The following is a 23,850-nucleotide window of genomic DNA, read 5'->3' on the forward strand; positions in this document are numbered from 1 at the left end:
CCGAGGTGACATTGAGGGTGGCGACAGGATTGATGGTGACCGTGGCGGTAGCTACATCACTACACCCCCCTGTCGTCGTACCCGTCACCGAGTAGGTGCCGGCCACATTGACGGAGATGGACGAGCCCGTGGCGCCATTGCTCCACAGGTAGGTAGATGCTCCGGATGCGGTGAGCGTACCGGTTTGGCCTTCGCAGATGCTGATGGAGGAGACGTTGACGGTGGGGGGTGGGCTAACCGTGAGGGTGGCTGAGCCAACCCCGGTACAACCTGAGCCACTGTTGCCCGTCACCGAGTAGGTGCCGGCCACATTGACCGAGATGGAAGCCGTAGTGGCCCCGTTACTCCACAGGTAGGTGGTCGCTCCCGATGCGGTAAGGGTACCCGTCTGGCCTTCGCAGACGGTAGCCGAGGTGACATTGAGGGTGGCCACGGGATTGATAGTGACCGTGGCGGTGGCCACATCCGAACAACCTGTCGTCGTACCCGTCACCGAGTAGGTGCCGGCCACATTGACGGAGATGGATGAGCCCGTGGCGCCATTGCTCCACAGGTAGGTAGATGCTCCTGAAGCGGTGAGCGTGCCCGTCTGTCCGGCGCAGATGCTGATGGAGGAGACGTTGACGGTGGGGGGAGGGCTGACCGAGAGGATGCCCGATCCAACCCCGGTACAACCCGAGCCACTGTTGCCCGTCACCGAGTAGGTGCCGGCTACATTGACATTGATGGAAGCCGTAGTGGCCCCGTTACTCCACAGGTAGGTGGTCGCTCCCGATGCGGTAAGGGTGCCCGTCTGGCCTTCGCAGACGGTGGCGGATGTGACATTGAGGGTAGCGACGGGGTTGATGGTGACCGTGGCGGTGGCCACATCCGAACAACCCGCTGATGTGGTACCCGTCACCGAGTAGGTGCCGGCCACATTGACGGAGATGGACGAGCCGGTAGCGCCATTGCTCCACAGGTAGGTAGTGGCCCCCGAAGCGGTAAGCGTGCCGGTTTGGCCTTCGCAGATGCTGGTCGAAGTGGCATTGACTGTTATATTACACGGTAAGGCACAAGCCGCTACCGTCAAGTTGGAAACTGAAGCTGAACAAGTAGCCTTGCTGGCGAATTTGGCTGAAAGCGTATGGTTGCCGGTTCCTCCTGTTACATAAAAGCTTGTCGGCTGAGGAGAACCCAAACCTCCCGAAACCAGAATGGTATCTACGGGTACGCCATCCCAGGTCACAATGATGTTCTCTCCCTGGGGACCGTTGCTCCACGAAACCGTTGCATTTACCTGTCGTTTGGTGCCTGTGCAGGCTCCGAACAGCACATTAGTCAGGCCAATTGAGCAAACCGCTGGCGCACAGGGTTGAGGAGATAGTATGGAACTGTTGTCCTGGCAGGCCACCGTAGCGAAGCCAGCCGTGATAGCATGATTAGCTCCGTCAGCTGCAATGGTGAAGCTGACCAGAACTGGAGAGGTAGCTGCGCCGGTTACATCGATAGTTTGAGCAGTAGCTCCTGCCAAGCTCACTGTGATGTCCTGTCCTGCTGGTGCATTGGCCCAGGTCACAAATACGTTGACGGTGGCCCGGCTCACTCCACCCGAGTAATTACAATCACTAACAGTAACATTAGTAATCTGCACATTGCAGGCAGTGCTGGGGAAGATGCCCAAATCCCAGGTTAGGTCGGTTTCCCCGGCATCCAGATGAGTGACCGCAGCAATGGTTCCTTCGGAGTCTACACTAGGGTTGCTACCGGCCAGGCTAGGTGAAATAGCATAGCCAGAAGGTGGATAAAAAATAGCATAATAATCGCCGGCTTGTAAACCGGAGAAGAGGTAACGACCTTTGGCATCAGTGACCGTAAATCCGACATAGGTATCGGTGTTTTTATCTGATATACCATCTCCGTTGTCTTTGTAAAGTTCAACGCGCACGCCTGATATACCTGGTTCTCCAGTATCCTGAACACCATCCTTGTCGGTATCGAGCCAAACAAAGTCACCATAGACAGCGGGTATCAGTGGGTTAACCTGAATACCCACCTTGATGGGCTCGGCGGCCAGAAGCTGAACATTATTATCGTTACGGGCAGCAATATAGCCAAAAGAGTTCCAGGCAATCTCGCCACTGGTGGGTGCGTCAGTTGGTGCGCGCATTGGCCAGGCCAGGAAGAGTGAATCGCCGGGCTGGATAACGATACTACCAAAATCGAACTTGAGAGACTGAACCGTGGTGATATCCGTAGGAGGTACAGTCGACCAGTTGGCATTCGTACAGCCAGCAGGGCTGAAGTTAAGTTCGGGCCGACATGGGTTGGGTTGGGTCGAATAATAAACGCTCACACCAGCGGGTGGCGTTACAGGACCAGCCAAGTTGGGCCGCCACTGTGTGAGTCGGTCTTGCGTATCCAATACGCCTTTATCGCCAATGAAGGGTAAGACGTCAATAATGACAATATTCTTCATCGGGACATTTCCGTCGTTGGAAACGCGGAGCCGGTAATCGGCCAGGCCACCCGGAACGGTTTGCCCATAAGCAGGGTACTTGGAATAAGCAGCATCTAACTGCCCCTTTACCAACTTCTCAGATTTCAACAGGGCTAATGAACGAACCAACAACTCTGAATAACCAATGCAGACGGTTTCTTCAAAATCCCCATCCTGATCCAAATCCCAGGAGTCAGCTCCTACAGTTGGGGCCGAACATGAATAAACATTCGATCCGTTTACGAGAACACTATTCGGTAGGAAACCTCCATTGCCAGGACGTATGATTAATTTGTAGGACAACTGCATTTGAGCACCTACAGGAAGCTCACCGGTTAGGGTCCAATTCAGATACGTATTACCATTTGCCTGAGTCGTTGTAAACGTAGGGGGCGAACCTGGACCGGTGTAGGTCCAGGAGTTGGGTACGTATTCATAATTGTTGGTTATGAATCCATCATGCACTCTGCCGTTCTGCAAGCCTTGAGTTGCCGACTCCAAATTGGTGATGGTCACTGTATGCGTAATGGTATCTCCTGGTGTAGTATTGGAAGGATTGCCGTTGGTCTTAATGATATGAGTAATGGCTCCGTTAACAGGCGTTTTAACTGTGAATGAGGCACAGGCTTGACGGACTGTTGTACCGTCCTGGTTAAGCGTCGAGCAATTTTGATAATCGCCCAACGGAGCATCAGCCGCTACCGCGACGACAATAGTAGGTTCCTTAAGGACACTAAAGCCTGGTAGTGCCGTTCCATTAAAACACCACTTTACGGCTGTAATGTATTCATTAGCGGCTAATGTCGGTGTTACTGAAGACGATACGCTGGTTGAAAAGGGCGAACCAGATAGGTCTTGGTAACTGGTGTTAAGATTCGTTTTATAAGAAACCGTAACCGTTTCGGGTACGGCATCCCCCCAGTAATTATTGTATTCCCCTGTTTGAATGGATGTAACCCGCAGTTTATCGGGTATAGGTAGCGTCGAATCTGCTAAACAGAAATTGCTGAATGAGGTATTGCCAGAATTACTAAAGTCAAATAAATAATAGCCTTCAGAACCCTGTGAGAATACATTGCTACCAGCCGAATTGGTGCTACCAGTCAATTTCCTTAGAATAGTAGCTTGCTGGGTATTAACGGTCGTGGATACACTATTACTAACAATGGGTGTTCCGCCTGAAGTAACAGTAGCACTGTTGGGTAATACAGTACCACCGGGTATACTTCCGTCGACCTGAAGTCTAATTTCTACTTGTCCAGTTGTCCCGGCAGGTAGGTCTCCCAAAGTAAAGGTTGCAATCCCGGTTGTCGCATTATACGAGGTCGTACCTATCTGCGAAAAGAGCCTAACCTCCGTTGCACCCTGAGGTAACTTATCGGTAATCACCACATCCTGACAGGGATCAGTAATACTGGTACAGCTATACTTAAGAGTGTAGGTGAAATCCGATTGTGGATTGATGGTACTTTTTGATACACTTTTTTGGATCTCTACCCCCTGGCCGTAAATGGCTGAAGGAAAGATACTTATTAAGTAACTGATAAGGATAAACCCAAGTGATTGCTTTATCGTAGACCAGGCGGGTATCGAGACGCTTTTGGCCCCTGCTGGCTGGGAGTCGCCTGTTGTGGCAGCCGATACAGGGCTGCTGGCCAACTTGCCAGCTTGAGTCTGGTGAATGAATAGAGTAAAGTTTGACATAGAAAACGGGGACATAGTGCCGTTGATTGACTTTTATTTTTAGGCTAGCTCATCGATTCTAGTACTCCTGGTGACCAGTGATTGCCAGTCCTGGGGATGGCGTTGAGTAGTCAGTGGAATGATAGGGTGACTAGCTAAAGATCAGATTGAAACGATGAAAGAGATCCCTTCCTAACTGGTTATCGCACGCGATGAAATGGTTGGTTAGGGAAACTCTTTCAGGGTAAAAACAACCTATTTGGAGAAAGCAGTAAGGCCGCTAAATGGCCTAAGGCTTTAGGGTTAGGGTACTAATAAGTGATTGCTGGCCTATCTATGTTATATCCCGAATCGTTATCAACCCGAACCGTATAGGACTGATCAGTCCCTGAATCCGCCAGCGAAGAGACAATTACCGCGTTGGGCGGAATCGCCTGAGCCGGGAGCGAAGCGTCAGCGTTAAAAGAAGCTCCTGACGACTGCTGACTGGAATGGTTTAGCATCAAGGGCCCATTGATTGGCGGAGTACTTCCCTGCCAGCCTGAGGCCCGCGCTACCGTTTGGAAGCCGGGTAGGATATTGAGTAAAGGGGATGTCGTACTGAGAATCCAACGGAATAAGGGTTGGTTCCAGTGGGTTTTCGTTTCCTGAATCTGAAGGAAAATGAACTGAACGTGATAGAGGAACTTCATAGTTACAGTGGGTAAAATACTTGCATGGTAAATGTTGATGTGCCAGATCGTAGTGTTATGAGGCTAGTGCCGTTCGGGAATTCAGTTCTCCTGGATGTAGCTGGCTACTATCGTTAGAGGCCGGAATGGGCAACTGAGCAGGCATAGATCGGAATCCAGGCACTCCTTAATCGCACTTTATCGATAAGCAGTAATGAAAGGTGGTGCCGTGATTAGCAGTAGTCATACATTTTATTTGAATTCTGTCCACTAGGGTATTGATCAAGATGTATGCCTTGGCGATGAAAAAAAAGGTACTAAGCTTTTTAGGCTTCTATAAACTGAAGAAAATAATATGAAAATGCTTTTTAGCAGTATGAAACCATCGCCCGTCTCATGCGAAAGCTGACCTGGAAAAGCTAAGAAGTTACAATTGGATAGCAATTTGCTTATGTCAGACCCCGTCAAGTATTGCGTAGTCTAAAGGCAATGCCAGAGCCATTCCCTTCTATCAGGCTATTGATAAATCGGGTAATTGTCTCATTAACAGTAGTATAAGCTTAGTGTAGACCGGTAAATTCTGATCGAAGAAACGAGCGAGCACTTCTTTTAAGCACTCTTCAACTGGATTAAGATCTGGAGAGATGGTGATCAATGAGTAAGTCTATTCTTAAACGTTTGATGAACACGAGCCCGGTCTACTTCTGGGCCAGCAAGCTTAAAACTGGGAGTTAACGCAGATTGACGATGAGCTAAAACGGTGGTTTGATCGGTTTCCATGTAGCTGGCGGAGATCGTCTGGGCTTATGGTCGAACCTGAACGGACCTTTTCATTTACCCAGCCAAAACCGTACCTTGCAAATCCGGGGCCGATAGTAAACGGAAGCCGGATGTGCGCATGAACAATCAAAATAACACGGCGTCTGTTGAGTTAATCATGGCAGAAAATAGTACTCTGCCGGTTATTCCACAGCGCATTCATGTTTCGTCGGAAATTGGTACACTGAAGCGTTTGCTTATTCACAGTCCTGATCGGGGACTAGGTAAAGTTATACCCTCAAAAGCACAGGACTGGCTCTTTGAAGATATTGTACACCTCGACATGATGCGTCGGGATGAGTACGATTATTACGTTAAGATTCTGTTATATTTCCTTGATCCTGATAAAGTACGGGGCAAAGTGGCCAGCCTCGGACCCGACTCTGACAGGTCGTTCTTTAAACCTGACCACGACGACTATTTTAAGTCGGATAAGGTGATCGATATTCAGCGCCTGCTGGCCGATATTCTGGAGGACGAATCCATTCGCATACGGCTGATTGCCGCTATTTGTGGCATCGAACGCACATCGTTCCGCACTCAGCAGCAGCTAAACCAGTACGATCCGGCCGAACTGGCCAAAATAATGATTTCGGGGTCGTTGCCTGACCTGACAATGCTCTTTGCCCCGTTGCCGAACTTCATCTTCACGCGCGACATTGGCATCGTTATCAACGATCATATCCTGCTGAACAAACCCGCTAAACTGGCGCGAACCCGTGAAGCTTTACTGACTCAGTATATTTTCTTTAATCACCCGTTGTTTGCCAACTATCAGGATAAAATCATTGAGATTCCTGATAACGAACACGCCTTTTTGCTGCCGGATGCCGACGTAAATCGCGATGTAACCCGCTCCACACTGGAAGGGGGAGATGTGATGATGATTGCGCAACGCCACCTGATGATTGGCGTAAGTGAACGCACAACGTTATACGCTGCACAGCAGGTGATGCGCTTAGTGTTTGATAAGAATTTGGTAGACACCGTCACGATTCTTAAAATTCCGAAGAAGCGCGACTACATGCATATCGACACGATCTTTACGCAGGTGAAACGGAATGTATGGGTGCTGCTGGGTTCGCTTGCCCGTACGGGCGACGAGGCAAAAAAGCGGGATGTCATTCATTTTTTCGCGCCGAAAGATGTATCTGAAGATCTGAAAATACTCCAGTTTATTAAAGGGCTCGAGCATAAGCCCATCGAAATCGAAAATCTTGAGGACCTGCTGGCCGATATTAGCAAAAACGATCTGGGGGCCACTGACCCTGTGCAGTTCATCTATTCGGGTAACAATGAATTTCCGTTCGGAGCGCGGGAACAATGGACCGATTCCTGTAACCTGCTGGCCCTGAAAGACGGTGTTGTTATCGGATACGATCGCAATGAAAAAACCGCTGAGGCATTTCGGGGCGCGGGTTTCGAAGTCGTTGCCGCTGCTAAATTGCTGGAGCGTTTTGAGCGGGGGGAGTCATCTCCGGAAACAATTGAAAATACCTTTATCATGCTTCCATCGGCCGAACTGTCGAGGGCCAGAGGGGGATCGCACTGTATGAGCCTGCCTTTGTTAAGAGAAGAAGTTTGAGTTCGTAAGTTGATGTAGTGCTGACGTTTTGGTCGAAGAAGTTCAATAGAATTTGCCTGGTTTTCTGACATTGACCGATCACCTAAATGAGGTTCGTACAATGAGTTATCTTGCTTTTTGGCCAGGATATAGTCAGGAAGGCCAGCGTATTTAATTCGTATTTATGACCGAAGAACCAGCAAAGATGAGTTACGCTTTTGTGCAATCGTTGAACAATTAATTCATCAGTGCTAATTTGCTGACTGATTCAGTGGTACTGACTAACTGACTAACCGACTCATAGACTACTATGCAATCACAAGCTACTTCCCGTATTTTAATGATTCGCCCCGTTCACTTTGGGTTTAACCCCGAAACTGCCGAGTCAAATGCGTTTCAGGATGTTAAACTGGCTGCGCAGACGAAGGATGTAGCCCAGGAGGATGCCCGGCGCGAATTCGACGAAATGGTGCGCCAGCTTCAGGCTATTGGGGTAGATGTGATGGTATATGACGATACTGTTGATCCTTATACACCGGATTCTATTTTCCCCAATAACTGGGTATCATTCCATGCCAGCGGAACAGTTGTGCTCTATCCGATGCAGGCAGAAAATCGTCGACTCGAACGCCGACCCGATATCATTAACGACCTTGCCGAGCGGTTTCACGTGGCTAAAGTCATTGACCTGACCTATTTTGAGAAGGAAGGAAAATATCTGGAAGGTACAGGGAGTATGGTTCTGGATCGAATGAACCGGGTAGCTTTTGCCAGTCTGTCGCCCCGGACCCATCCTGATGTCTTGGCCGAATTTGCCAATCAGACGGGTTATCGGACGGTGTCGTTCCGGGCGGCTGATGCGAATGGTAAAGCTGTCTATCACACGAATGTACTGATGTGTATCGGCGATACGTTCGCAGTGGTTTGCCTGTCGGCCATCAGCGATCCGGATGAGCGGCTTATGGTACGCCAGGAACTTGAGCGGCTCAATAAACGCGTGATCGATATTACGCTGGAACAAATGGCCAGTTTTGCCGGAAACATGCTGATGATTCAGACTCAGAAAGGCCAGAAACTGCTCGTGATGTCTACCCGCGCCTTCGAATCACTGACGCCCAAACAGATTGATCAGATCGATGACTATGCTACGCTACTGCATTTTGATTTATCGATGATTGAAGGCAATGGCGGAGGTTCTGCGCGTTGCATGATGGCCGAAGTGCATTTGCCAAGGAAATAACGAACACCTCCGTATAAAACCAGGACGGTATTTTACGCAAAAGTCTAAGCGTGAAAAAAACGGTCAGGAAGTGAGTTTACGGGGCTCAGCACAGGACGAGGATACTACTAATAAAGGTCGTGCTGGTTCAGTGCCTGATAAGCCATTGACATTCAGACTACAGATTTTGCTGTTTTGGCTACATTTCGACTGCTCGTGTTTTGGAATTTTGCAGTGTAAAAACTGACCAAAACAAGCACTTGTATGGAAAATGGAATTGACGGTAAGGTTGTGGCAATCACGGGTGCAAGTAGCGGCATTGGCGAGGCTACTGCGCTCCTGCTTGCTAAGCGAGGTGCGAAAGTCGTGCTTGGCGCACGTCGGTCAGATCGCCTTGCGGCACTTAGCGACCGGATTAAGGCAATGGGCGGAGAGGCAGCCTATATACTTACAGACGTTAAACGAAAGAGTGATTTATTGGGCCTTGTCGAATTGGCCTGTGCGCGTTACGGCAAACTTGACGTTATTATTAACAATGCTGGAATGAGCCAGCTATCCCGTATCGACGACATAGATGTTGATGGCTGGGAAGAGATGATCGACGTGAATCTTAAAGGTGTGCTCTACGGTATTGCCGCTGCACTACCCGTTTTTCGTCAACAGGGCTCGGGGCATATTATCAACATTATGTCAACATCCGGGATTAAGATCGTACCCATGCAGGGCGTATATGCCGGCACAAAGAATGCTGTTCGTACGGTTAGCGAAGCGTTGCGCCAGGAGTCCAGAGGGCAGTGGCGTGTAACTGGCATATCACCGGGGTTTGTACAGACCGAACTGGCTGACCATATGAAAGACCCCCACATAAAGGCCGCCATCGCTAAAAATATGGAAACGCTCGCTATTTCACCGGATGCGATTGCCCGCGCCGTTGCGTTCGCCATTGAACAACCCGCAAGCGTAGAAGTTGGCGATATAGTTATTCGCCCTACTGCACAGGATTAACGTGTTCGTCATCAAGAGGTAGGATTGAGCCAAATCAACTTACCCTACCTCTAACAATGTTCCCTGAAAATGAAAGCCCTGGCTCCCAAACTACATGTCATTAACAGCATCTCGGAGTTGATGAGACGTCTGGGATTACCTAAACCGCTACATCCGCTCATTGCGTTAGTCAACTACGAAAAGTCGGCGGTAAGCCTGGCCGATGCGGGGTCATCATTCAGCATCGATTTCTACAAAATATCCTTTAAGCTAAATTTTAGAGGCCAGGTAAAATACGGGCAGGGCTACTATGACTTTGAGGAAGGTGGTCTGGCTTTTCTGGCGCCTAATCAGGTCGTTACGATGTCGGGCGAAGAAAGCAGTTATGACGGCTATACGCTTTATTTTCATCGGGATTTCGTCCGGAATTATCCACTTGGCAAAGCAATAAACAGATACGGTTTTTTTTCGTACGGTGTTTCTGAAGCCCTGTTTTTAGCGGACAAAGAAAAAAAGATTATCAGTGCGCTCTTCGATACGATAGCCAATGAACTGGCTGGCAGTATTGATCAGTTCAGTCAGGATGTACTGGTCTCACAAATTGAGTTGTTGCTTAACTACAGCAATCGCTTTTACAATCGGCAATTCATTACCCGTAAAGTTGTGTACACGGATTTGATCGCTAAAATGGATGCCTATCTGGCCGCTCGGCTGGATACCGAACAGGCATCGCTCACTGGATTACCGTCGGTTAAGGAGTTGTCGGACTATCTGTCGGTTTCGCCCCGGTATCTGACCGACATGTTAAAGTCGCTTACGGGCCAAAGTACTCAACAATATATCCATAACCGACTCATTGAAAAGGCTAAAGATAGTTTAAGTACCAGTAGCCTGACCGTTGCCGAAATTGCTTACAGGCTGGGGTTTGAGCATCCCCAATCATTCAACAAACTGTTTAAGCAAAAGACAAAAGTCTCTCCGGTAGAATTCCGGCAGTCTTTTGTCTAAACGGATCTAGCCAACTTTCGGGGAGCATGAGAACCGATTACGATTCGGCTGACTGATAAATGCGCTCGATGATTTCCTGTAAAATAGCGCCCTGTTCGCCGGTGCAAACAGTTGACGGTTTTCCCTGACAGGCATCCAGAAAAGCGGCTGTGTTTTTCAATTGAATATCGGTTTCTTCCAGATACGGGAACTGAACATCCGCCAGTTCACCCGCCAATTCGGTATGAAGCGTAAACGGAAATAACTTCACACCACCCTTACTACCAAAAATTTCCAGATTCCGGTCTTTGTCAGCTTGTGTATTCAGGGCAAACGAAGCCGATAACATAATCGATGCTTTATTCGGAAATGTAATATAAGCGGTACTCGCATCTTCGACCTCGAACGTTGTCGGATTCCAGGTCCCCATTAGCCCTTTTCCGCCCGCTTTCCCGATAAAATCATAGGTGTTGCCCAAAACCTGATCGGGTGTGGAGTAGTCCAAAGCACACAAGGCCAGGTCGAGCACATGCACACCGAGGTCCATTAACGCACCACCGCCCTGCATGGTTTTGTTGGTAAAGTAACCCCATCCCGGAATGCCCCGCCGACGCAGAAAATGGGCTTTGATATGGTAAATAGAACCCAGTAGTCCGTCGGTTTTGCAACGCATCAGCAATGCCCATTCGCTCGTTTGCCGAAGCTGAAAATTATAAGCCAGCGTTAGTCCTTTGCTGGTTGCCAGATTGGCCATATCGCGGGCATTCTGGGCGGCCAGAGCGGGAGGTTTCTCGCAGAACACATGGCAACCCTGCTCCAGCGCTTCCATTGTTTGGGGATAATGCAGGTAATTGGGGGTACAAATAACCACTAGATCGGGCGCGCATTGGCGATAGAGTTCGGCTGTGTCGGCAAAGGCGTGTGCAATAGCATGTTTATCGGCCAGAGCGCGGGCTTTGTTTAGATCGCGGCTGCAAACGGCTACAATCTCTACCTGTTCTGCTAGTTGTTTGAGGGCGGGAATGTGGTTACTGTCGGCAATGTTGCCTCCACCAATAATGGCTGCTTTGAGTTGGGTCATGCCGTAAAGAAACAAAAGAGAACGGATTTATTGAAGCATCCGGTACTGAATAGGGTGGGTTTTAGACGTGTAGTCGAATCAAATTTTACATTTTTTTACATTTTTGTTTGCACATACAAATATCATCTACTACCTTTGTTTCACCAATCTGAAAGAAAGCTATGAATGCAATGAGCGAAGTAGTGCAGGACCAGAAAGCCGAAACCCGGTTTAGTGCTTGCCTGCTGTTTTCTGCCAATGCGCTGGCTCGGGCCATTACAGCCATTGGTGACGAGGAATTTGGGAAGTTTGGCATGTGCTACTCGCACGCCTATTTACTGTGTGAAGTTGTTGGTCAGCCGGGGATCACCCCATCGCAATTGAGCGAAACGCTGTATTTAACCCCATCAACTATTACACGCCTGGTTGAAAAACTGGAACTGAAGCACCTGGTTCGTCGCGAATCAGAAGGCAAGAAGACCTTGATTTATCCGACAGAAGAAGGCGAAGCGCTACAACCCGCTATTGCTCAGGCCTGGGACCGGGTAGGAGAACGTTATTCGAAAGCGCTCGGTGAAACCGACGTATGCCGGCTTACACAACAGGTATTTAAGGCTACCCAGGCACTGGGCGAAAGCCTGTAAAGTTTTTGTGAAATTTATTGTATGTGCAAACAATATAACTACTGACCGCTATGAAAACTGACAACGAAACCATCGGATTGATGATTGGCAAAGGCGATGCCACCACAAAAGATATTTGCCGGTCATTAGCTAAAGAAGGCATTTCGGCAATCGTAAAGCAAAAAGAGACGCACGTCTTCGAAGCCGACGATACGACTAAGCATTGGTCTGGACAACCTGGAAAAGATCTCTTTTTTAACGGCTGGAAGCTGCTTTTTTAAGGTATATTCCAGGAGACAGGGTACCGTAACGCACTACATCCTGGCTTCTGGCTTATACCCGACCTACCCATTCATTACGAAAGAAGAGTCCTGTATGGGGCTCTTTTTTTATGTATGGCAGTAGAGCAGACACTTTGTATTCTGAGCCGATTGGTAAACCAGATTAACAAATTCTTTCGACGTAGGCTTTTCGCTGGGAGCCGTGGTTATCAGGAGCAATATCAGTAACCCTGGCACGGCTCCCAGCGAAAAGCTGAAAAGGATCATATTCCGAAATTTAGAGACAACATTTACCCAAATAATTGCATCTTTCGGGTGATAAACAATTAATTCTTTTCACGTATGAAAACCCTTATCGCTGGCTTTTTTGTCGCTGTGACAATCCTTTTTAATCAAACCGTCAATGCGCAGGATGGTATTGTTGGCAATGGACAGATTGTGAAACAACAACGAACGATCGGCAGTTTTACAAAGCTGTCCGTACGTGTGGGTATGCGGGTGCGCATAACGGCTGGCAGTGCCGGGCAGGCTGAGCTTGAAGGCGAAAGCAATGTGCTTGAACACGTTGTGACTACCGTAAAAAATGGCGAACTGACCGTGATGCTCAACGAAAATACGCGCTTCAAAAATACCAAGGGCGTAACGGTCACGATTCATGTTCCGAAACTGAATCAGGTTTTGGTCAGCACTGGCTGTTCAGTTACGTCCGATCTGCCCATTCAGGCTGATAACCTGACAGCAACCGTAGAAACGGGTAGTAATCTGACGGCTCCTATCACAGCAAAGAGCCTGAAACTGACTGTTCAGCAAGGATCGAAGGCAACGATTCAGGGAACGGCAACCAGCGCTACAATACGGTTAAGTGGCGCAGGTAAATTAGATGCTACCAAGCTCACAATTGCCCGCGCAACAATTGAACTGGATGGCGCTAGTCAGGCAAACATTCATGTAACTGAAACACTGTCGGCATCGGCAAATGGAGTTAGTTCGATCACCTATTCGGGAAACCCGACCGTAACGTCGCAGGAAGCAACTGGCATGTCGAAAATCCGCAGGCAAGGCTAAACAAAATGGCTGAATTACAGCTTAAAAGTAGAGGTGCTTTGTGAAACAATACCATCAGGCATCCCGTACGTTATCTGTAATTCATCTCTATGGGAATCAAAACAGCTCTCATAACGGGAGCCAACGCTGGAATTGGACTGGCTACTGCAAAAGCGCTGGCGCAACGTTCGTTCGATCTTATTCTACTTTGCCGCAATGAACAAAAAGGGCTTGATGCACAGGCCCAAGTGCGGAAAGCTAACCCGGCAGTCCGGGTCGATTTGCTGACGGTCGATTTGGCTGATGGTAACTCAGTACGCCGGGCAGCCGAGAAAATCAGGAGCGATTATACGCGGCTCAATGTGCTGATCAATAATGCCGGATATACACCGGCTACTATCGAATTTACTGCCGACGGGATTGAAAAGTCGTTTTATGCCAACCATATCGGGCATTTTATATTGACCTATCACTTGCTGGATCTGCTCAAAAAAACGGCGGCCCAAACGGGCGACGCGCGTATTATCAGTTTATCATCCGGAGCCCATGCCATGGGCCGTAAGGCTCGTTTTTTTCGGCACATCGATACACTCTCGTCATGGGCTGCGTATGGCGACGATAAGTTGGCAAATCTATTGTTTGCGAAAGCTGCGGCCCGTCAATTGGCCGGAACGGGCATTACATCGTATTCGGTGCATCCGGGAGCCGTACGAACCAACTTTGGGAGCGACACTCCCGGTTTGGTAGGGCAGCTCTTTCGGTTAGCCGGGCCGTTTATGCGAACGCCCGAAGTCGGCGCGCAAACGTCTGTATTTCTGGCATCAGCTCCACTCAAATCCATTGGTGAACGTAACAACGGAGCCTATTTTGCCGATAGTCGCCCAAAGTCACCATCCAATCGGGATGCAACCGACGAGAATGCCGACTGGCTATGGGAGCGCACCTTAGCCTATGTGGCGAAGGAAAGCGTAAGCTAATCAGAAGCCTTTCGCCAAACCCAATACCCCGTGCCACGGTTCGAACCGTGGCACGGGGTATTGGGTTTGGCGAAAGGCCATTTGTGTCTCGTTAAGGAACAACAAAAATGGCGGTGACCAGAAGTCACCGCCATTCCAAAAACCCACTCTATGAGATAATAAAGAAGTTTGATCAGCGCCCACCCAGCGGAAATACATAGCCGAGCGTGCCTTCTGCAATAATCGTTTTTGAATCAGTGACAATACCATCCGTACTATTGCCGAGATTATATAAACCCCTGGCTTCGATGGTTACGTGGCCAGGCCCTGCTTTTAACATGGCACCAACACCCACCGCTGCACCAAACGAAAAGCGGCCCACGTTACTGGGAACCTCACGCTTAAGGCCGTTGATACTGGTGCTGGCCAGGTAGGCACCATATGGACCGACATTAACAAAAAAGCGGTTTCCTTCAAACGTGCCAGTCGAAATCTTGAATAGTAGCGGCACAACAACCTGATCGACAGCGTATTTTGATTCTACAGCTCCAAAACCACTACTTGACAGCTTTTGTGTAATCCGGCTATAATTGATCTCGGGTTGAAAAGAGAATTTGCCGCGACCAAACTGCATGACGAGACCGCCAACAAAACTGATGGCTGGGTCAGATCCTGCAACTTTTTCCAGATAAACAGGATAAGTAACGCCACCTCGTATGCCAATTCGGAAATTTGCATTTGTGTTAGCTACCTGTGTTTCCTCCGGAGCGCTGGTCATGGCTGGAGTTGGTTCCGGTGCCTCCGCCTTAGGAGCCGGTTCGCTGGCTACAACTACCGGAGTCACTGGTGCTGGTGGAGGTGGTGTTGGCTTTTTCGTTATGCCGTGATATTGATCGTATAATTCCTGCTTTCGGTTGGGTTTCGAACCTGTCGATGTCGACGGGGTAGTGGCGTCTGGACTGGCAGCGCGGGTCGCGGGGGGACGAACAGACGGGCGACTAGTGGCATTAAGGGTTGTCGATTGGGATGTCGTTGTTGCGGGTTGGGTCGCTGGGCTGACTTGGGCCTCTGCTAAGACAGGCAATAGCAGTCCAAGACTTAGCAGAATGTTCAGCGGTTTCATTGGGTAGTGAGCCATTTAAATAATTCTGTAAGATTAGTCGATAAGGTAATAAATCTGGTAACAACAATGAGGAAACGGTAGCCGGGTTGAGCATACGGTTATTTTTCTGTAAACATTTTGCAGCTTGCCCGAGTAACAGAGTGTATAGTCAGTGTTGAAAACATTTCCGAATTATACAGTCTTTTGACCATATAATAAAGATCTGTTTTTGCACTTACTACTCCATCACTAACCCGATTATGAAAACAGAACATCAGCGTACGGCTCTGATCACCGGAGCTAATAAAGGCATTGGAAAAGAAGTTGCCCGACAATTAGCCCAACGTGGCTTTGCCGTTTTTATTGGTGCCCGTGATCTGGCAAAAGGCCGCGAAGCATCCGAAGAGTTGTGCCGGGCAGGCTATGAGGCCACATTTATACAACTCGATGTGACCGATCCAGTCAGTATCAGAAATGCCTGCGGTACCTTTTCGCAGAAAGCGGATCATCTCGATATATTGGTCAATAATGCCGGTATTCTGGAAGACCACGGCGAAACTATCGTGAAACTGAACCCTGAATTACTCGACCGCACATTCAAATCGAATGTTAGCGGGCCAATCATGGTCATACAGGATTTTCTGGCTTATCTGGCAAAAAGCCCTTCTGGTGGCCGTATCATTAATGTATCGAGTGGAGCAGGAGCCCTGAATGATATGGATACCTATGCCCCGGCGTACAGTATTTCGAAAACGGCCCTGAATGCGGTAACAAAGCAGTTTGCCGGAGCGCTCAGAAACCAGAAAATTGCTGTAAACTGCGTTGATCCAGGCTGGGTCCGTACCGATATGGGAGGTACTAATGCCAGTCGCCCTGTTGAGAAAGGGGCCGAAACCATCGTTTGGCTCGCTACGGATGCTCCCCAGCATGAAACCGGTAAATTCTGGCACGACAAACGAGAAATAGACTGGTAATCAGTGTGGTTTTGCCGGGCCACCGGGCTGTTCAGGCGTACTGGCCAAGGCCAGCTTCACCGCTTCGTATGCATTCAATAGCCCCCCTGTTCTGCTTAGACTGGTAAATGGAACCTGCTGGGTCGATCGGCCAGGCTTGCGCACAACAATACCGGGTTTATAACTGCTTTTCAGGAGAATGTCTTTTACCTGAACGGCAGTCAGGCTTGGAAAGTAAGACCGAAGCAACGCTGCTACCCCTGCCGTATGGGGGGCAGCCATGCTTGTGCCCGAAAAAACGGCATACTGATTAGTAGGAATGGTCGATAGAATATCGGTACCGGGAGCAAACAGATCGACCGTTTGTAGGCCATAGTTCGATGACCGGGCGGCTAATCCTCCATCAAGGCGCCAGGTGTTATTGCCCACAACCAGGACGTTTTGGGCTATCTGGCCATTCTCGTAGCGGGCCGATGGGTAAGCCGGAATTGAGTCGAAGTTTTCACCGTTGTTTCCGGCGGCATGAACAATCAGCACATCGTGCTCTTCGGCGTACCGAATAGCTGCATCGACCTGCTCTTTAAAGGGAGATAAACGCTTGCCAAAACTCATGTTGATGACTTTGGCGCCGTTTTCAACGGCATATCGAATACCATTGGCTACATCTTTATCGCGCTCATCGCCGTTGGCTGGAACAACGGCAACCATCATAATGCGGGCATTGTCGGCAATACCATCGATGCCAATGCCATTACCGCGTTTGGCCGCGATGATACCCGCCACATGGCTACCATGAACGGCCAGTTGCTGCGATTGGCCAATGACCAAAGTAGGGCTACCGTAATAGCGTTCAGTAGGATCAGCCGGATTATCGCCAATCGCCAGACGGGGATTATACGCTGGATTGTAGGCAATGTCGGCATCACTGGCGGTTACTAATCTAAATCGCGCCCAGTTCAGCCGGACCAATTTGGTATAGGCCAGGAATGATCCAAAGGCTGGATTGTAAGCACTAGCCAGCAAATCACGGACAGCTAGCGCTACTGAATCGTTTCCAGCATCAACAGTCCGAATCGCTTTTTGCGTTAGTACACTGTCTGGCAAAAGCGTACCAATCCGGGCAGCTACTTTCCAGAATTGGGCCGTGTCTGCGAAGGCCAGCCGTTTAGAACGCACTCCCTGATAGCGTTGCAGAAAGAGCTTTTTGGCCGCCTGATAGGTGTCATATTGCCGTTTTTCAGTTGGAGACAGGTTCGCGCGGTTTGCCTGATCGTATTTGTCTTTCAGGAGGGTATACGTCTGAGTGATTTCGGGCTGGTCGTATTCATAGGTCGTGCCGTCTTTGGCACCCATGAAGTTCCAGCCGTTCAGATCGTCGGTATAGCCATTTTTATCATCGTCAGTATTGTTGCCAGCGATTTCGTTAGGATTTGACCAGATGACATCCCGCAAATCTTCGTGCGTAAGATCCACCCCCGAATCGATGACACCTACCACAACCGGAACAGAGGTTCGGCCTTTCAGTAACTCATAGGCCTTATACAAGCTAATACCGGCTACCGAATCGGCGGTAGGGTCAAGATAAGGCCAGTTTCGGGGAGGCTGACCTGATACGCCTTGAGCCTGCATGCCAATCGAATGCAATAACAGGCTAAAGCAGATGATATACCTAATTTTTATGACAGGCGCAGGGCGGAAGTTCTTCATAAAGAAAATTGTTGCTCCTCTAAAATACGAAATAGTTTGTCTATTCGATGAGTAGTGAAGGCAGATCGGGCATAAAAAAAAGAGGTTATCCCGTTTGAGATAACCTCTTACAAACCGGTAATTCTCTTGAGTTAATTATCAGTAGCTAACGAATTCAGGGCCAGTTCAGACGATGATATCGGCCAGATATAGTTTGGTTCCGATGGTGCTTTCGCGGGTACTGTTCCTTTTGCCGGAATTGTCTGTAACAGACGCATCAGGTCATTGTTCCGTAAGCCTTCGCCTAAAAATTCGATCCGCCGTTCCAGCAGGATAGCATTGATCAGGTCGGTAGATGTGGCAAAGCTGGCAGCTGTATAGGTTTTTGTGGCATCCGAACGATTACGAACGGCATTCAGCAGCGCTACAGCCTGTACATCTATGGCGTTGGTGCTTCGAACTTTGGCTTCAGCCAGGTTCAGCAACACTTCGGAATAGCGCATAACAGGTACGTAATCGGTAAACGGGCTACCGGCTTTATACTTGGTCAGCCAGTATTTTGCGGTTGTTGTACCTGTTTGCTTCACAAATGAACGCCGTTTGTCGGCGGCCCGCCAGGTTGTATCCGCAATAATTCCTTTTGCGTTCAGCGAATACTCCGAATTACCTACACCACCGTTTGCCGAGCTTGGCGAATAATAATAAGCCAGCTGGTTCTGCGTACCCGGAAAATCGCCCGTTGTCGATGTCATAGGCATAGACAGGATCGATTCTGGAGTCGTGTAGTTGGTAAATATCGCAGTAATATCAGGCTGTAAGGTGTTGGCTACACCCGTCGAGGCCTTGAAGGGGGCCGTTGCACTAACGATTTTATTCGCTTCCGTAATAACACTGGCGTAATTCTGCATGGTCAGATAAACCCGTGTCTTTAATGCAATTGCGGTATTCTTATGAGCACGGGTTGTGTTATCTGAGCCTGTGGCATAGGTAGCGGGTAATGCTGCTTCAGCTTCGTTCAAATCTTTCAGAACCTGCGCGTAAACATCGGCAACGCTACTTCTGGCTAAATTTGACTGCCCAACGCTGCTAATACCTGTCAACCGAAGTGGAAGGCCGGGTTTGCTGCCATTGCCATCTACGTAAGGACGGGCATAGTATTGAAGCAGGCTATAATAACTTAAAGCCCGAACAAATTTAGCTTCGGCAATGTATTTAGCCGCTGCTTCGGTGCCAACAACGGTAGAACCTCCAGCCGCCATACCATCCAGAAACAGATTACACTTGTTAATGGTCAGGTAACCAAAGTACCATAAGTTGACAACAGCCGTGGCGCTGTTCGTTGCATTCAGGCCCCATACATCCGAACCAGTAACCAGGTTAGAGGTCTCATTAATGAAATCCTCACCCCGAATGTCGCCGTAAATCACGTATCGACCCCCGTAGAAATTCCCATCTTTCAACGCTCCGTATAGCGATAGTACCTGGTTCTGCACACGGGTAGGTGTGCTCAGGGCCAAAGCGTCAAGAACGGTAGTTTGGGGAATGGGATTAAGCAGAGTCCTGTCGCAGGAGCTGAGTCCCAACAGTGACAGAGTCAGACAAACTAGTATTGACTTATTTATTTTCTTTTTCATGATATCTCTTCCTGTCAAAATTAGAAGCCAGCCCGGAGGCCAATGGTGATGGTGCGGGCATTGCCGACCGTATTTCTGTCAACGCCCTGGCTGCTGTTACCACCAACCCCCGAGCCATTCGACGATACTTCAGGATCAGGACCTGGGTATTTGGTAAGTACGCCCAGGTTCTGGCCGCTCACATAAAAGCGAAGATTCGTGATTTTCGCCTTCGACAGCAGGGCCGCTGGAAGCGTATAACCCAGAGTCAGGGACCGTACTTTCAGGAAGTCGCCTTTGAACACGTTGATATCCATCGGGAACGCCGATCCGTTAGACGTGTTATCGTTAAATACGGGCTTTGCATATTTTTTGCCGGTATCTCCTTCTTTTTGCCAGGCATCGGTCAGTACATCGGTAGCGTTGTTCCAGAAACGCTGATCGTGCAGACCCGCATTGGTACCGTAGTAGACATAAAAACCTAACTGATAGGTAAGCAGTACGCCCAGGTCGAAATTCTTATACTTGAAATTATTGTCCCAGCCGCCATATACTTTGGGGTTAACGTTGGCGTACATCACGCCATCAGCCGCCTGCGTGATCGATGAACCACCCGTTGGGCTTACATAACGGGTTTTTCCATCTGGCGTGGTCGAGTAGTTGAACTGACCGGTTGGGGCATAATACTGATAATAAACGTTCTGACCAGCGGAGTTAATAAAGATCCGCTTACCCGTTGCCGGGTCAACACCACCCGTACGAACGACCCATAGCTGGCCAAGCGAGTAACCGGGAGCCGTCTGGTTCACTGTTTCCAGAGAGCCAGTAGAGGTTTGGATTACATTAAGCCCAGGAGCCAGTGCCGTCACTTCGTTTTTGTTGAAGGTTATGTTGAAATTCGACGACCACTGAAAAGCTTTGGTGTTGATAACCCGTGCATTCAGCGAAACCTCAAGTCCTTTGTTATACATCGCTCCAACGTTTTGCGGAGGATATACGACAGTCGTAACCGGGCCAAGTGGTCCCGGAATACCCGTAGATGGAGCCTGAGCTACGTTCAGAATCAGGTTATTAATGTCGTTTTTGTAATAGGCCAGCTCACCAGTAATCCGGTTGTTGAGCAAACCAAACGTAAAGCCGAGATCAGTTTTAGTGCTGGTTTCCCATTTCAGGTTCGTATTACCCACACTCTGGAAATACAGGGTTGGCACACCGCCATACAGACCGGACGCATAGAGCGAATACGGTGAGTAATCGTTGATGCCACCTATATTCCCAACTTTACCGTAGCTGCCCCGAATTTTAAAGTTGCTGAACACATTATCTAAGTGAGCCGACTTCCAGAACCCTTCCTGGGAGATTTCCCAGCCAGCCGAAAGGCCATAGAAGGTTCCTTTTTTCACCCCCAGCGCCGAGTATTCATCCTGACGTAAATTGCCACTCAGGAAGTATTTCTCTTTGAAGTTGTAGTTCAACCGGCCGAAAACCGATAACAGATAGTTTTCGGTATAAAGCGCGTTTGATGCGTTACTGGTTGCCCAACCGGCCTGAATCACCGTATAATTTGGGTCAGAAATGTTGATGCGGTTTAAGCCATAGCCTGTCTGGGTCGTGCGTTGCTGTTCCTGACCAAGCAGAAGGCTAAAGTTATGAGCACCACCAAACGAGCGGTCAAACTGGGCAGTATTTGTCCATAACCATGTTTTTAACTTACGGAAGTTAGCCGTGGCATTACCATTGCTGGCGTAACCGTCGCTGGTGATCGGCGACTGGTAGAGGTCATTGTCAACCAGCAGATAATCAATACCATAGGTACTTCTCAGCGTGATCCAATCCAGCGGTTTGAATTGCAGATAAGCATTAGACTGGATGTGATCATTTTCTGTGTTAGACCGGTTCAGGTCTATCATTGGGGCTGGATTGGGGTATGAAACAGAAGTTCCAGCAATGTTATTGGCAAAACCAATGGCTGATCCGTTGAGGTTATAAGTGCCATCATTGTTGTACGGAGACAGAATTGGAGGTAACACCAGACCAACACGCCCCAGACCACTGGTATTGAACGATTCGCCGTTCAACGATCCCGACGAACCCGCAGAAAGGTTTCTCTCGTTAGAATAAGCGATTTTGCCACCAATGGTAAAGAATTTACTAAGCTTGCTGTCGACATTAAACAGCACGTTCATGCGGTTGAAATCGTTCTTACGGATAATACCCTGCTGAGCTGTGTAACCCGCTGAGAAATAGTAGTTTGTGTTCTCGCTACCACCCGAAATGTTCAGGTTGTGGCTATGCGAAACCGCTTTCCGATAAATGTAATCATACCACTTCGTATCGATGGGGTTTCCATTGGCGTCGTTGGTTTGCGTAAACTTTACGGTTGATGCCGTGGGGTTATTGGCTACTGCCGCCGATTTATAATTAATATACTGGCTGGCGTTCAACATCTCAGGCAAACGATAGGTGTCTGAAAAGCCTACCCAGCCATCGTAGTTAACCTTTACTTTACCCGATTTGCCCCGTTTGGTGGTAATAAATACGACACCATTCGCAGCGCGGCTTCCGTAGATAGCAGTTGCAGCCGCATCCTTGGCTACGTCCATGCTCTCAATGTCGTTCGGATTAATACTGGCCAGCGGGTTGCTGGGAGCATTTGTAGAACCCTGATCACCGGTGAATGTAGGAACACCATCGACAACGATGAGCGGATACGAGCTAAGCGAAATGGAGTTTGTTCCGCGAATCCGGAAAACGGGAGGGTTATTAAGTACACCATTCGGAACGGTAATCTGAACCCCCGGCGTACGACCTGCCAGGCCCGATTCAAAGCTTTGGATAGGCATCTGAGCAATCGCCGACCCTTTTACCGATCCAATACTACCGGTAGCGTCCTGTCGGCTCTGGGTACCATAACCAATTACGACTACTTCACTGAGTTGCTGAGAATCGCCAGCGAGGGCGACGTTGATTGTTGATCGATTGTTGATGGGAACTTCCTGTGTCGTGTAGCCAATAAAACTAAAAACCAACTGGCCATTGGCTGGAGAAGTTAGTCTGTAATTACCCTGTGCATCGGTGTTTGTGCCACGGGTAGCACCTTTGATTTGTACGGTCACGCCTGGTAGGGGAGACCCGTCGTCTGATGAAGTGACACGTCCGCTTATGGTTACATCCTGCGCCAGAGCTGGCAAACAGAAAAGTAGCGAAAGCAGCCAACTTCCCAATAAAATTTTGCTCATAAAACAGTAGTTGTTAGAAACATTTTAAAAATCCCAAAATGGGAGTACAAAGTTAGTATGTAGAATAACAATATTGGTACTGTGATTTAGGAAATTTTTGTAATATTCCGATAAGGCATACTGTAGCTGATGATAGAAATAAAAAGCTTCAACTAATCTGGCTAACATCTATTAAAGCCAATTTGACTAGGTTTTCTTGAAATGGATTAGAGCTAATTACTATAGATATATAATGGCTTTTGGTTGGTGTTTATTTACTAATTGGTAGATGATGAGTTTTATAGAAATGATTTAGGCCTCCCTTGTTTAGATAAAATTTTATCAGTCATAATCCAGAAAATGAACCTTCGCCTGTTAGCATCGTCTAAAGTCTTAATACTGCTGTTAATCAGGATTTAATGTCGCTTTTAATCCTAAATACACCGCTGTAATGTAAAATGCCGTCGGAAAAAATTAGTGACGTTGATACAGATAAGGCATAACGAGTTTACTTTGTAAGGTGCAAGGATTGATATTAGTTATTTATACTTAATTAAGTGCCCTATTAATTTTGGTGAAAATATTGAATAAGCTGATATAATACGAATAACTAAAATTAAATTTCCTTACTTGGAATAAATTATTTTGACTTTTTTCACTTGAAAAATAATAGTTTAACATTTGGTGAAATTGAATTATTTAGGGAAAATACTTAGTCTAGAGAACAATTAATCTGCTTGAAAAAAATAAGCCAGAGTAGCTGCGTGTAGTAACTAATTATGAAAAACATTATATATAAATTGCCTTGGAAAACGGGCTGATATGAGCCTTCATTGCCGGGCTTTTGATTTAATACCATTCAAAACAGCTCAAAGTGAAAGCTCTAAAACTATTGAAAATAAAAAGCC

Annotated in this window: 17 protein-coding genes; 9 read left to right on the top strand and 8 right to left on the bottom strand. The window is 48.3% G+C overall.

Annotation, left to right across the window (positions count from 1 at the left end; genetic code table 11):
• The coding region (locus GJR95_RS32610; RefSeq protein ID WP_198424764.1) for an SdrD B-like domain-containing protein at positions 1 to 4,183 on the bottom strand (4,183 nt) is incomplete at its 3' end.
• 290 nt (positions 4,184 to 4,473) lie between these two features.
• On the bottom strand, positions 4,474 to 4,854 hold the full coding sequence (locus GJR95_RS32615) for a hypothetical protein (RefSeq protein ID WP_162389843.1): 381 nt from the start codon (positions 4,852 to 4,854) through the stop codon (positions 4,474 to 4,476).
• Between the two features lie 916 nt (positions 4,855 to 5,770).
• Between GJR95_RS32615 and GJR95_RS32620 the strand changes: the two genes are divergently transcribed.
• From GJR95_RS32620 to GJR95_RS32635, 4 genes are all read left to right on the top strand, one after another.
• The gene (locus GJR95_RS32620; RefSeq protein ID WP_162391950.1) at positions 5,771 to 7,237 is read left to right on the top strand and encodes an arginine deiminase family protein; all 1,467 of its coding nucleotides are present in this window, start codon (positions 5,771 to 5,773) and stop codon (positions 7,235 to 7,237) included.
• 289 nt (positions 7,238 to 7,526) lie between these two features.
• The gene (ctlX, locus tag GJR95_RS32625) at positions 7,527 to 8,456 is read left to right on the top strand and encodes a citrulline utilization hydrolase CtlX (protein ID WP_162389844.1); all 930 of its coding nucleotides are present in this window, start codon (positions 7,527 to 7,529) and stop codon (positions 8,454 to 8,456) included.
• Between the two features lie 243 nt (positions 8,457 to 8,699).
• Entirely contained in the window at positions 8,700 to 9,440 is a 741-nt protein-coding gene (locus GJR95_RS32630) for an SDR family oxidoreductase (RefSeq protein ID WP_162389845.1), read from the top strand.
• Between the two features lie 69 nt (positions 9,441 to 9,509).
• Positions 9,510 to 10,427: a helix-turn-helix domain-containing protein gene (locus tag GJR95_RS32635; RefSeq protein ID WP_162389846.1), complete on the top strand. Its 918-nt coding sequence runs from the start codon at positions 9,510 to 9,512 to the stop codon at positions 10,425 to 10,427.
• Between the two features lie 37 nt (positions 10,428 to 10,464).
• On the opposite strand, the gene GJR95_RS32640 is transcribed toward GJR95_RS32635, so the two are convergent.
• Entirely contained in the window at positions 10,465 to 11,487 is a 1,023-nt protein-coding gene (locus GJR95_RS32640) for a Gfo/Idh/MocA family protein (RefSeq protein ID WP_162389847.1), read from the bottom strand.
• A 161-nt stretch (positions 11,488 to 11,648) separates the two neighbouring features.
• Here GJR95_RS32640 and GJR95_RS32645 point away from each other — a divergent pair, with 161 nt between their 5' ends.
• Together GJR95_RS32645 and GJR95_RS32650 are read left to right on the top strand one after the other, a co-directional pair.
• The gene (locus GJR95_RS32645) at positions 11,649 to 12,110 is read left to right on the top strand and encodes a MarR family winged helix-turn-helix transcriptional regulator (RefSeq protein ID WP_162389848.1); all 462 of its coding nucleotides are present in this window, start codon (positions 11,649 to 11,651) and stop codon (positions 12,108 to 12,110) included.
• Between the two features lie 50 nt (positions 12,111 to 12,160).
• The gene (locus GJR95_RS32650) at positions 12,161 to 12,370 is read left to right on the top strand and encodes a hypothetical protein (RefSeq protein ID WP_162389849.1); all 210 of its coding nucleotides are present in this window, start codon (positions 12,161 to 12,163) and stop codon (positions 12,368 to 12,370) included.
• Positions 12,371 to 12,478: 108 nt separating this feature from the next.
• On the opposite strand, the gene GJR95_RS32655 is transcribed toward GJR95_RS32650, so the two are convergent.
• Complete coding sequence (locus GJR95_RS32655; protein ID WP_162389850.1) at positions 12,479 to 12,637, bottom strand: hypothetical protein; 159 nt, start codon at positions 12,635 to 12,637, stop codon at positions 12,479 to 12,481.
• 75 nt (positions 12,638 to 12,712) lie between these two features.
• Here GJR95_RS32655 and GJR95_RS32660 point away from each other — a divergent pair, with 75 nt between their 5' ends.
• Together GJR95_RS32660 and GJR95_RS32665 are read left to right on the top strand one after the other, a co-directional pair.
• Positions 12,713 to 13,435 carry a head GIN domain-containing protein gene (locus GJR95_RS32660; RefSeq protein WP_162389851.1) on the top strand — a complete coding sequence of 241 codons (723 nt, stop codon included), beginning with the start codon at positions 12,713 to 12,715 and terminating at the stop codon, positions 13,433 to 13,435.
• Positions 13,436 to 13,524: 89 nt separating this feature from the next.
• On the top strand, positions 13,525 to 14,391 hold the full coding sequence (locus tag GJR95_RS32665; protein ID WP_162389852.1) for an SDR family NAD(P)-dependent oxidoreductase: 867 nt from the start codon (positions 13,525 to 13,527) through the stop codon (positions 14,389 to 14,391).
• Between the two features lie 172 nt (positions 14,392 to 14,563).
• On the opposite strand, the gene GJR95_RS32670 is transcribed toward GJR95_RS32665, so the two are convergent.
• Positions 14,564 to 15,493, bottom strand: a complete 930-nt coding sequence (locus GJR95_RS32670; RefSeq protein ID WP_162389853.1) for a porin family protein — start codon at positions 15,491 to 15,493, stop codon at positions 14,564 to 14,566.
• A 239-nt stretch (positions 15,494 to 15,732) separates the two neighbouring features.
• On the opposite strand from GJR95_RS32670, the gene GJR95_RS32675 reads away from it, so the two are divergent.
• Positions 15,733 to 16,446 carry an SDR family oxidoreductase gene (locus tag GJR95_RS32675; protein WP_162389854.1) on the top strand — a complete coding sequence of 238 codons (714 nt, stop codon included), beginning with the start codon at positions 15,733 to 15,735 and terminating at the stop codon, positions 16,444 to 16,446.
• Here GJR95_RS32675 and GJR95_RS32680 read toward each other — a convergent pair whose 3' ends face one another.
• The 3 genes from GJR95_RS32680 to GJR95_RS32690 all read right to left on the bottom strand — a co-directional run bounded on the left by GJR95_RS32680 (position 16,447) and on the right by GJR95_RS32690 (position 22,963).
• The gene (locus GJR95_RS32680) at positions 16,447 to 18,132 is read right to left on the bottom strand and encodes a S8 family serine peptidase (RefSeq protein ID WP_162389855.1); all 1,686 of its coding nucleotides are present in this window, start codon (positions 18,130 to 18,132) and stop codon (positions 16,447 to 16,449) included.
• Between the two features lie 131 nt (positions 18,133 to 18,263).
• Positions 18,264 to 19,745 (bottom strand): RagB/SusD family nutrient uptake outer membrane protein, encoded by a 1,482-nt coding sequence (locus tag GJR95_RS32685; RefSeq protein ID WP_162389856.1) that lies wholly within the window; start codon positions 19,743 to 19,745, stop codon positions 18,264 to 18,266.
• Positions 19,746 to 19,765: 20 nt separating this feature from the next.
• Positions 19,766 to 22,963, bottom strand: a complete 3,198-nt coding sequence (locus tag GJR95_RS32690; RefSeq protein WP_162389857.1) for a SusC/RagA family TonB-linked outer membrane protein — start codon at positions 22,961 to 22,963, stop codon at positions 19,766 to 19,768.
• Positions 22,964 to 23,850 lie beyond the last annotated feature (887 nt).

Source organism: Spirosoma endbachense (genome assembly GCF_010233585.1).
Classification (GTDB): domain Bacteria; phylum Bacteroidota; class Bacteroidia; order Cytophagales; family Spirosomataceae; genus Spirosoma; species Spirosoma endbachense.

What these genes read in the sequence shown, in the direction of transcription:
- GJR95_RS32615 (WP_162389843.1), bottom strand. Translation starts at nt 4,854, where the DNA reads ATGAAGTTCCTCTATCACGTTCAGTTCATTTTCCTTCAGATTCAGGAA.
- GJR95_RS32620 (WP_162391950.1), top strand. Translation starts at nt 5,771, where the DNA reads ATGGCAGAAAATAGTACTCTGCCGGTTATTCCACAGCGCATTCATGTT.
- ctlX (WP_162389844.1), top strand. Translation starts at nt 7,527, where the DNA reads ATGCAATCACAAGCTACTTCCCGTATTTTAATGATTCGCCCCGTTCAC.
- GJR95_RS32630 (WP_162389845.1), top strand. Translation starts at nt 8,700, where the DNA reads ATGGAAAATGGAATTGACGGTAAGGTTGTGGCAATCACGGGTGCAAGT.
- GJR95_RS32635 (WP_162389846.1), top strand. Translation starts at nt 9,510, where the DNA reads ATGAAAGCCCTGGCTCCCAAACTACATGTCATTAACAGCATCTCGGAG.
- GJR95_RS32640 (WP_162389847.1), bottom strand. Translation starts at nt 11,487, where the DNA reads ATGACCCAACTCAAAGCAGCCATTATTGGTGGAGGCAACATTGCCGAC.
- GJR95_RS32645 (WP_162389848.1), top strand. Translation starts at nt 11,649, where the DNA reads ATGAATGCAATGAGCGAAGTAGTGCAGGACCAGAAAGCCGAAACCCGG.
- GJR95_RS32650 (WP_162389849.1), top strand. Translation starts at nt 12,161, where the DNA reads ATGAAAACTGACAACGAAACCATCGGATTGATGATTGGCAAAGGCGAT.
- GJR95_RS32655 (WP_162389850.1), bottom strand. Translation starts at nt 12,637, where the DNA reads ATGATCCTTTTCAGCTTTTCGCTGGGAGCCGTGCCAGGGTTACTGATA.
- GJR95_RS32660 (WP_162389851.1), top strand. Translation starts at nt 12,713, where the DNA reads ATGAAAACCCTTATCGCTGGCTTTTTTGTCGCTGTGACAATCCTTTTT.
- GJR95_RS32665 (WP_162389852.1), top strand. Translation starts at nt 13,525, where the DNA reads ATGGGAATCAAAACAGCTCTCATAACGGGAGCCAACGCTGGAATTGGA.
- GJR95_RS32670 (WP_162389853.1), bottom strand. Translation starts at nt 15,493, where the DNA reads ATGAAACCGCTGAACATTCTGCTAAGTCTTGGACTGCTATTGCCTGTC.
- GJR95_RS32675 (WP_162389854.1), top strand. Translation starts at nt 15,733, where the DNA reads ATGAAAACAGAACATCAGCGTACGGCTCTGATCACCGGAGCTAATAAA.
- GJR95_RS32680 (WP_162389855.1), bottom strand. Translation starts at nt 18,132, where the DNA reads ATGAAGAACTTCCGCCCTGCGCCTGTCATAAAAATTAGGTATATCATC.
- GJR95_RS32685 (WP_162389856.1), bottom strand. Translation starts at nt 19,745, where the DNA reads ATGAAAAAGAAAATAAATAAGTCAATACTAGTTTGTCTGACTCTGTCA.
- GJR95_RS32690 (WP_162389857.1), bottom strand. Translation starts at nt 22,963, where the DNA reads ATGAGCAAAATTTTATTGGGAAGTTGGCTGCTTTCGCTACTTTTCTGT.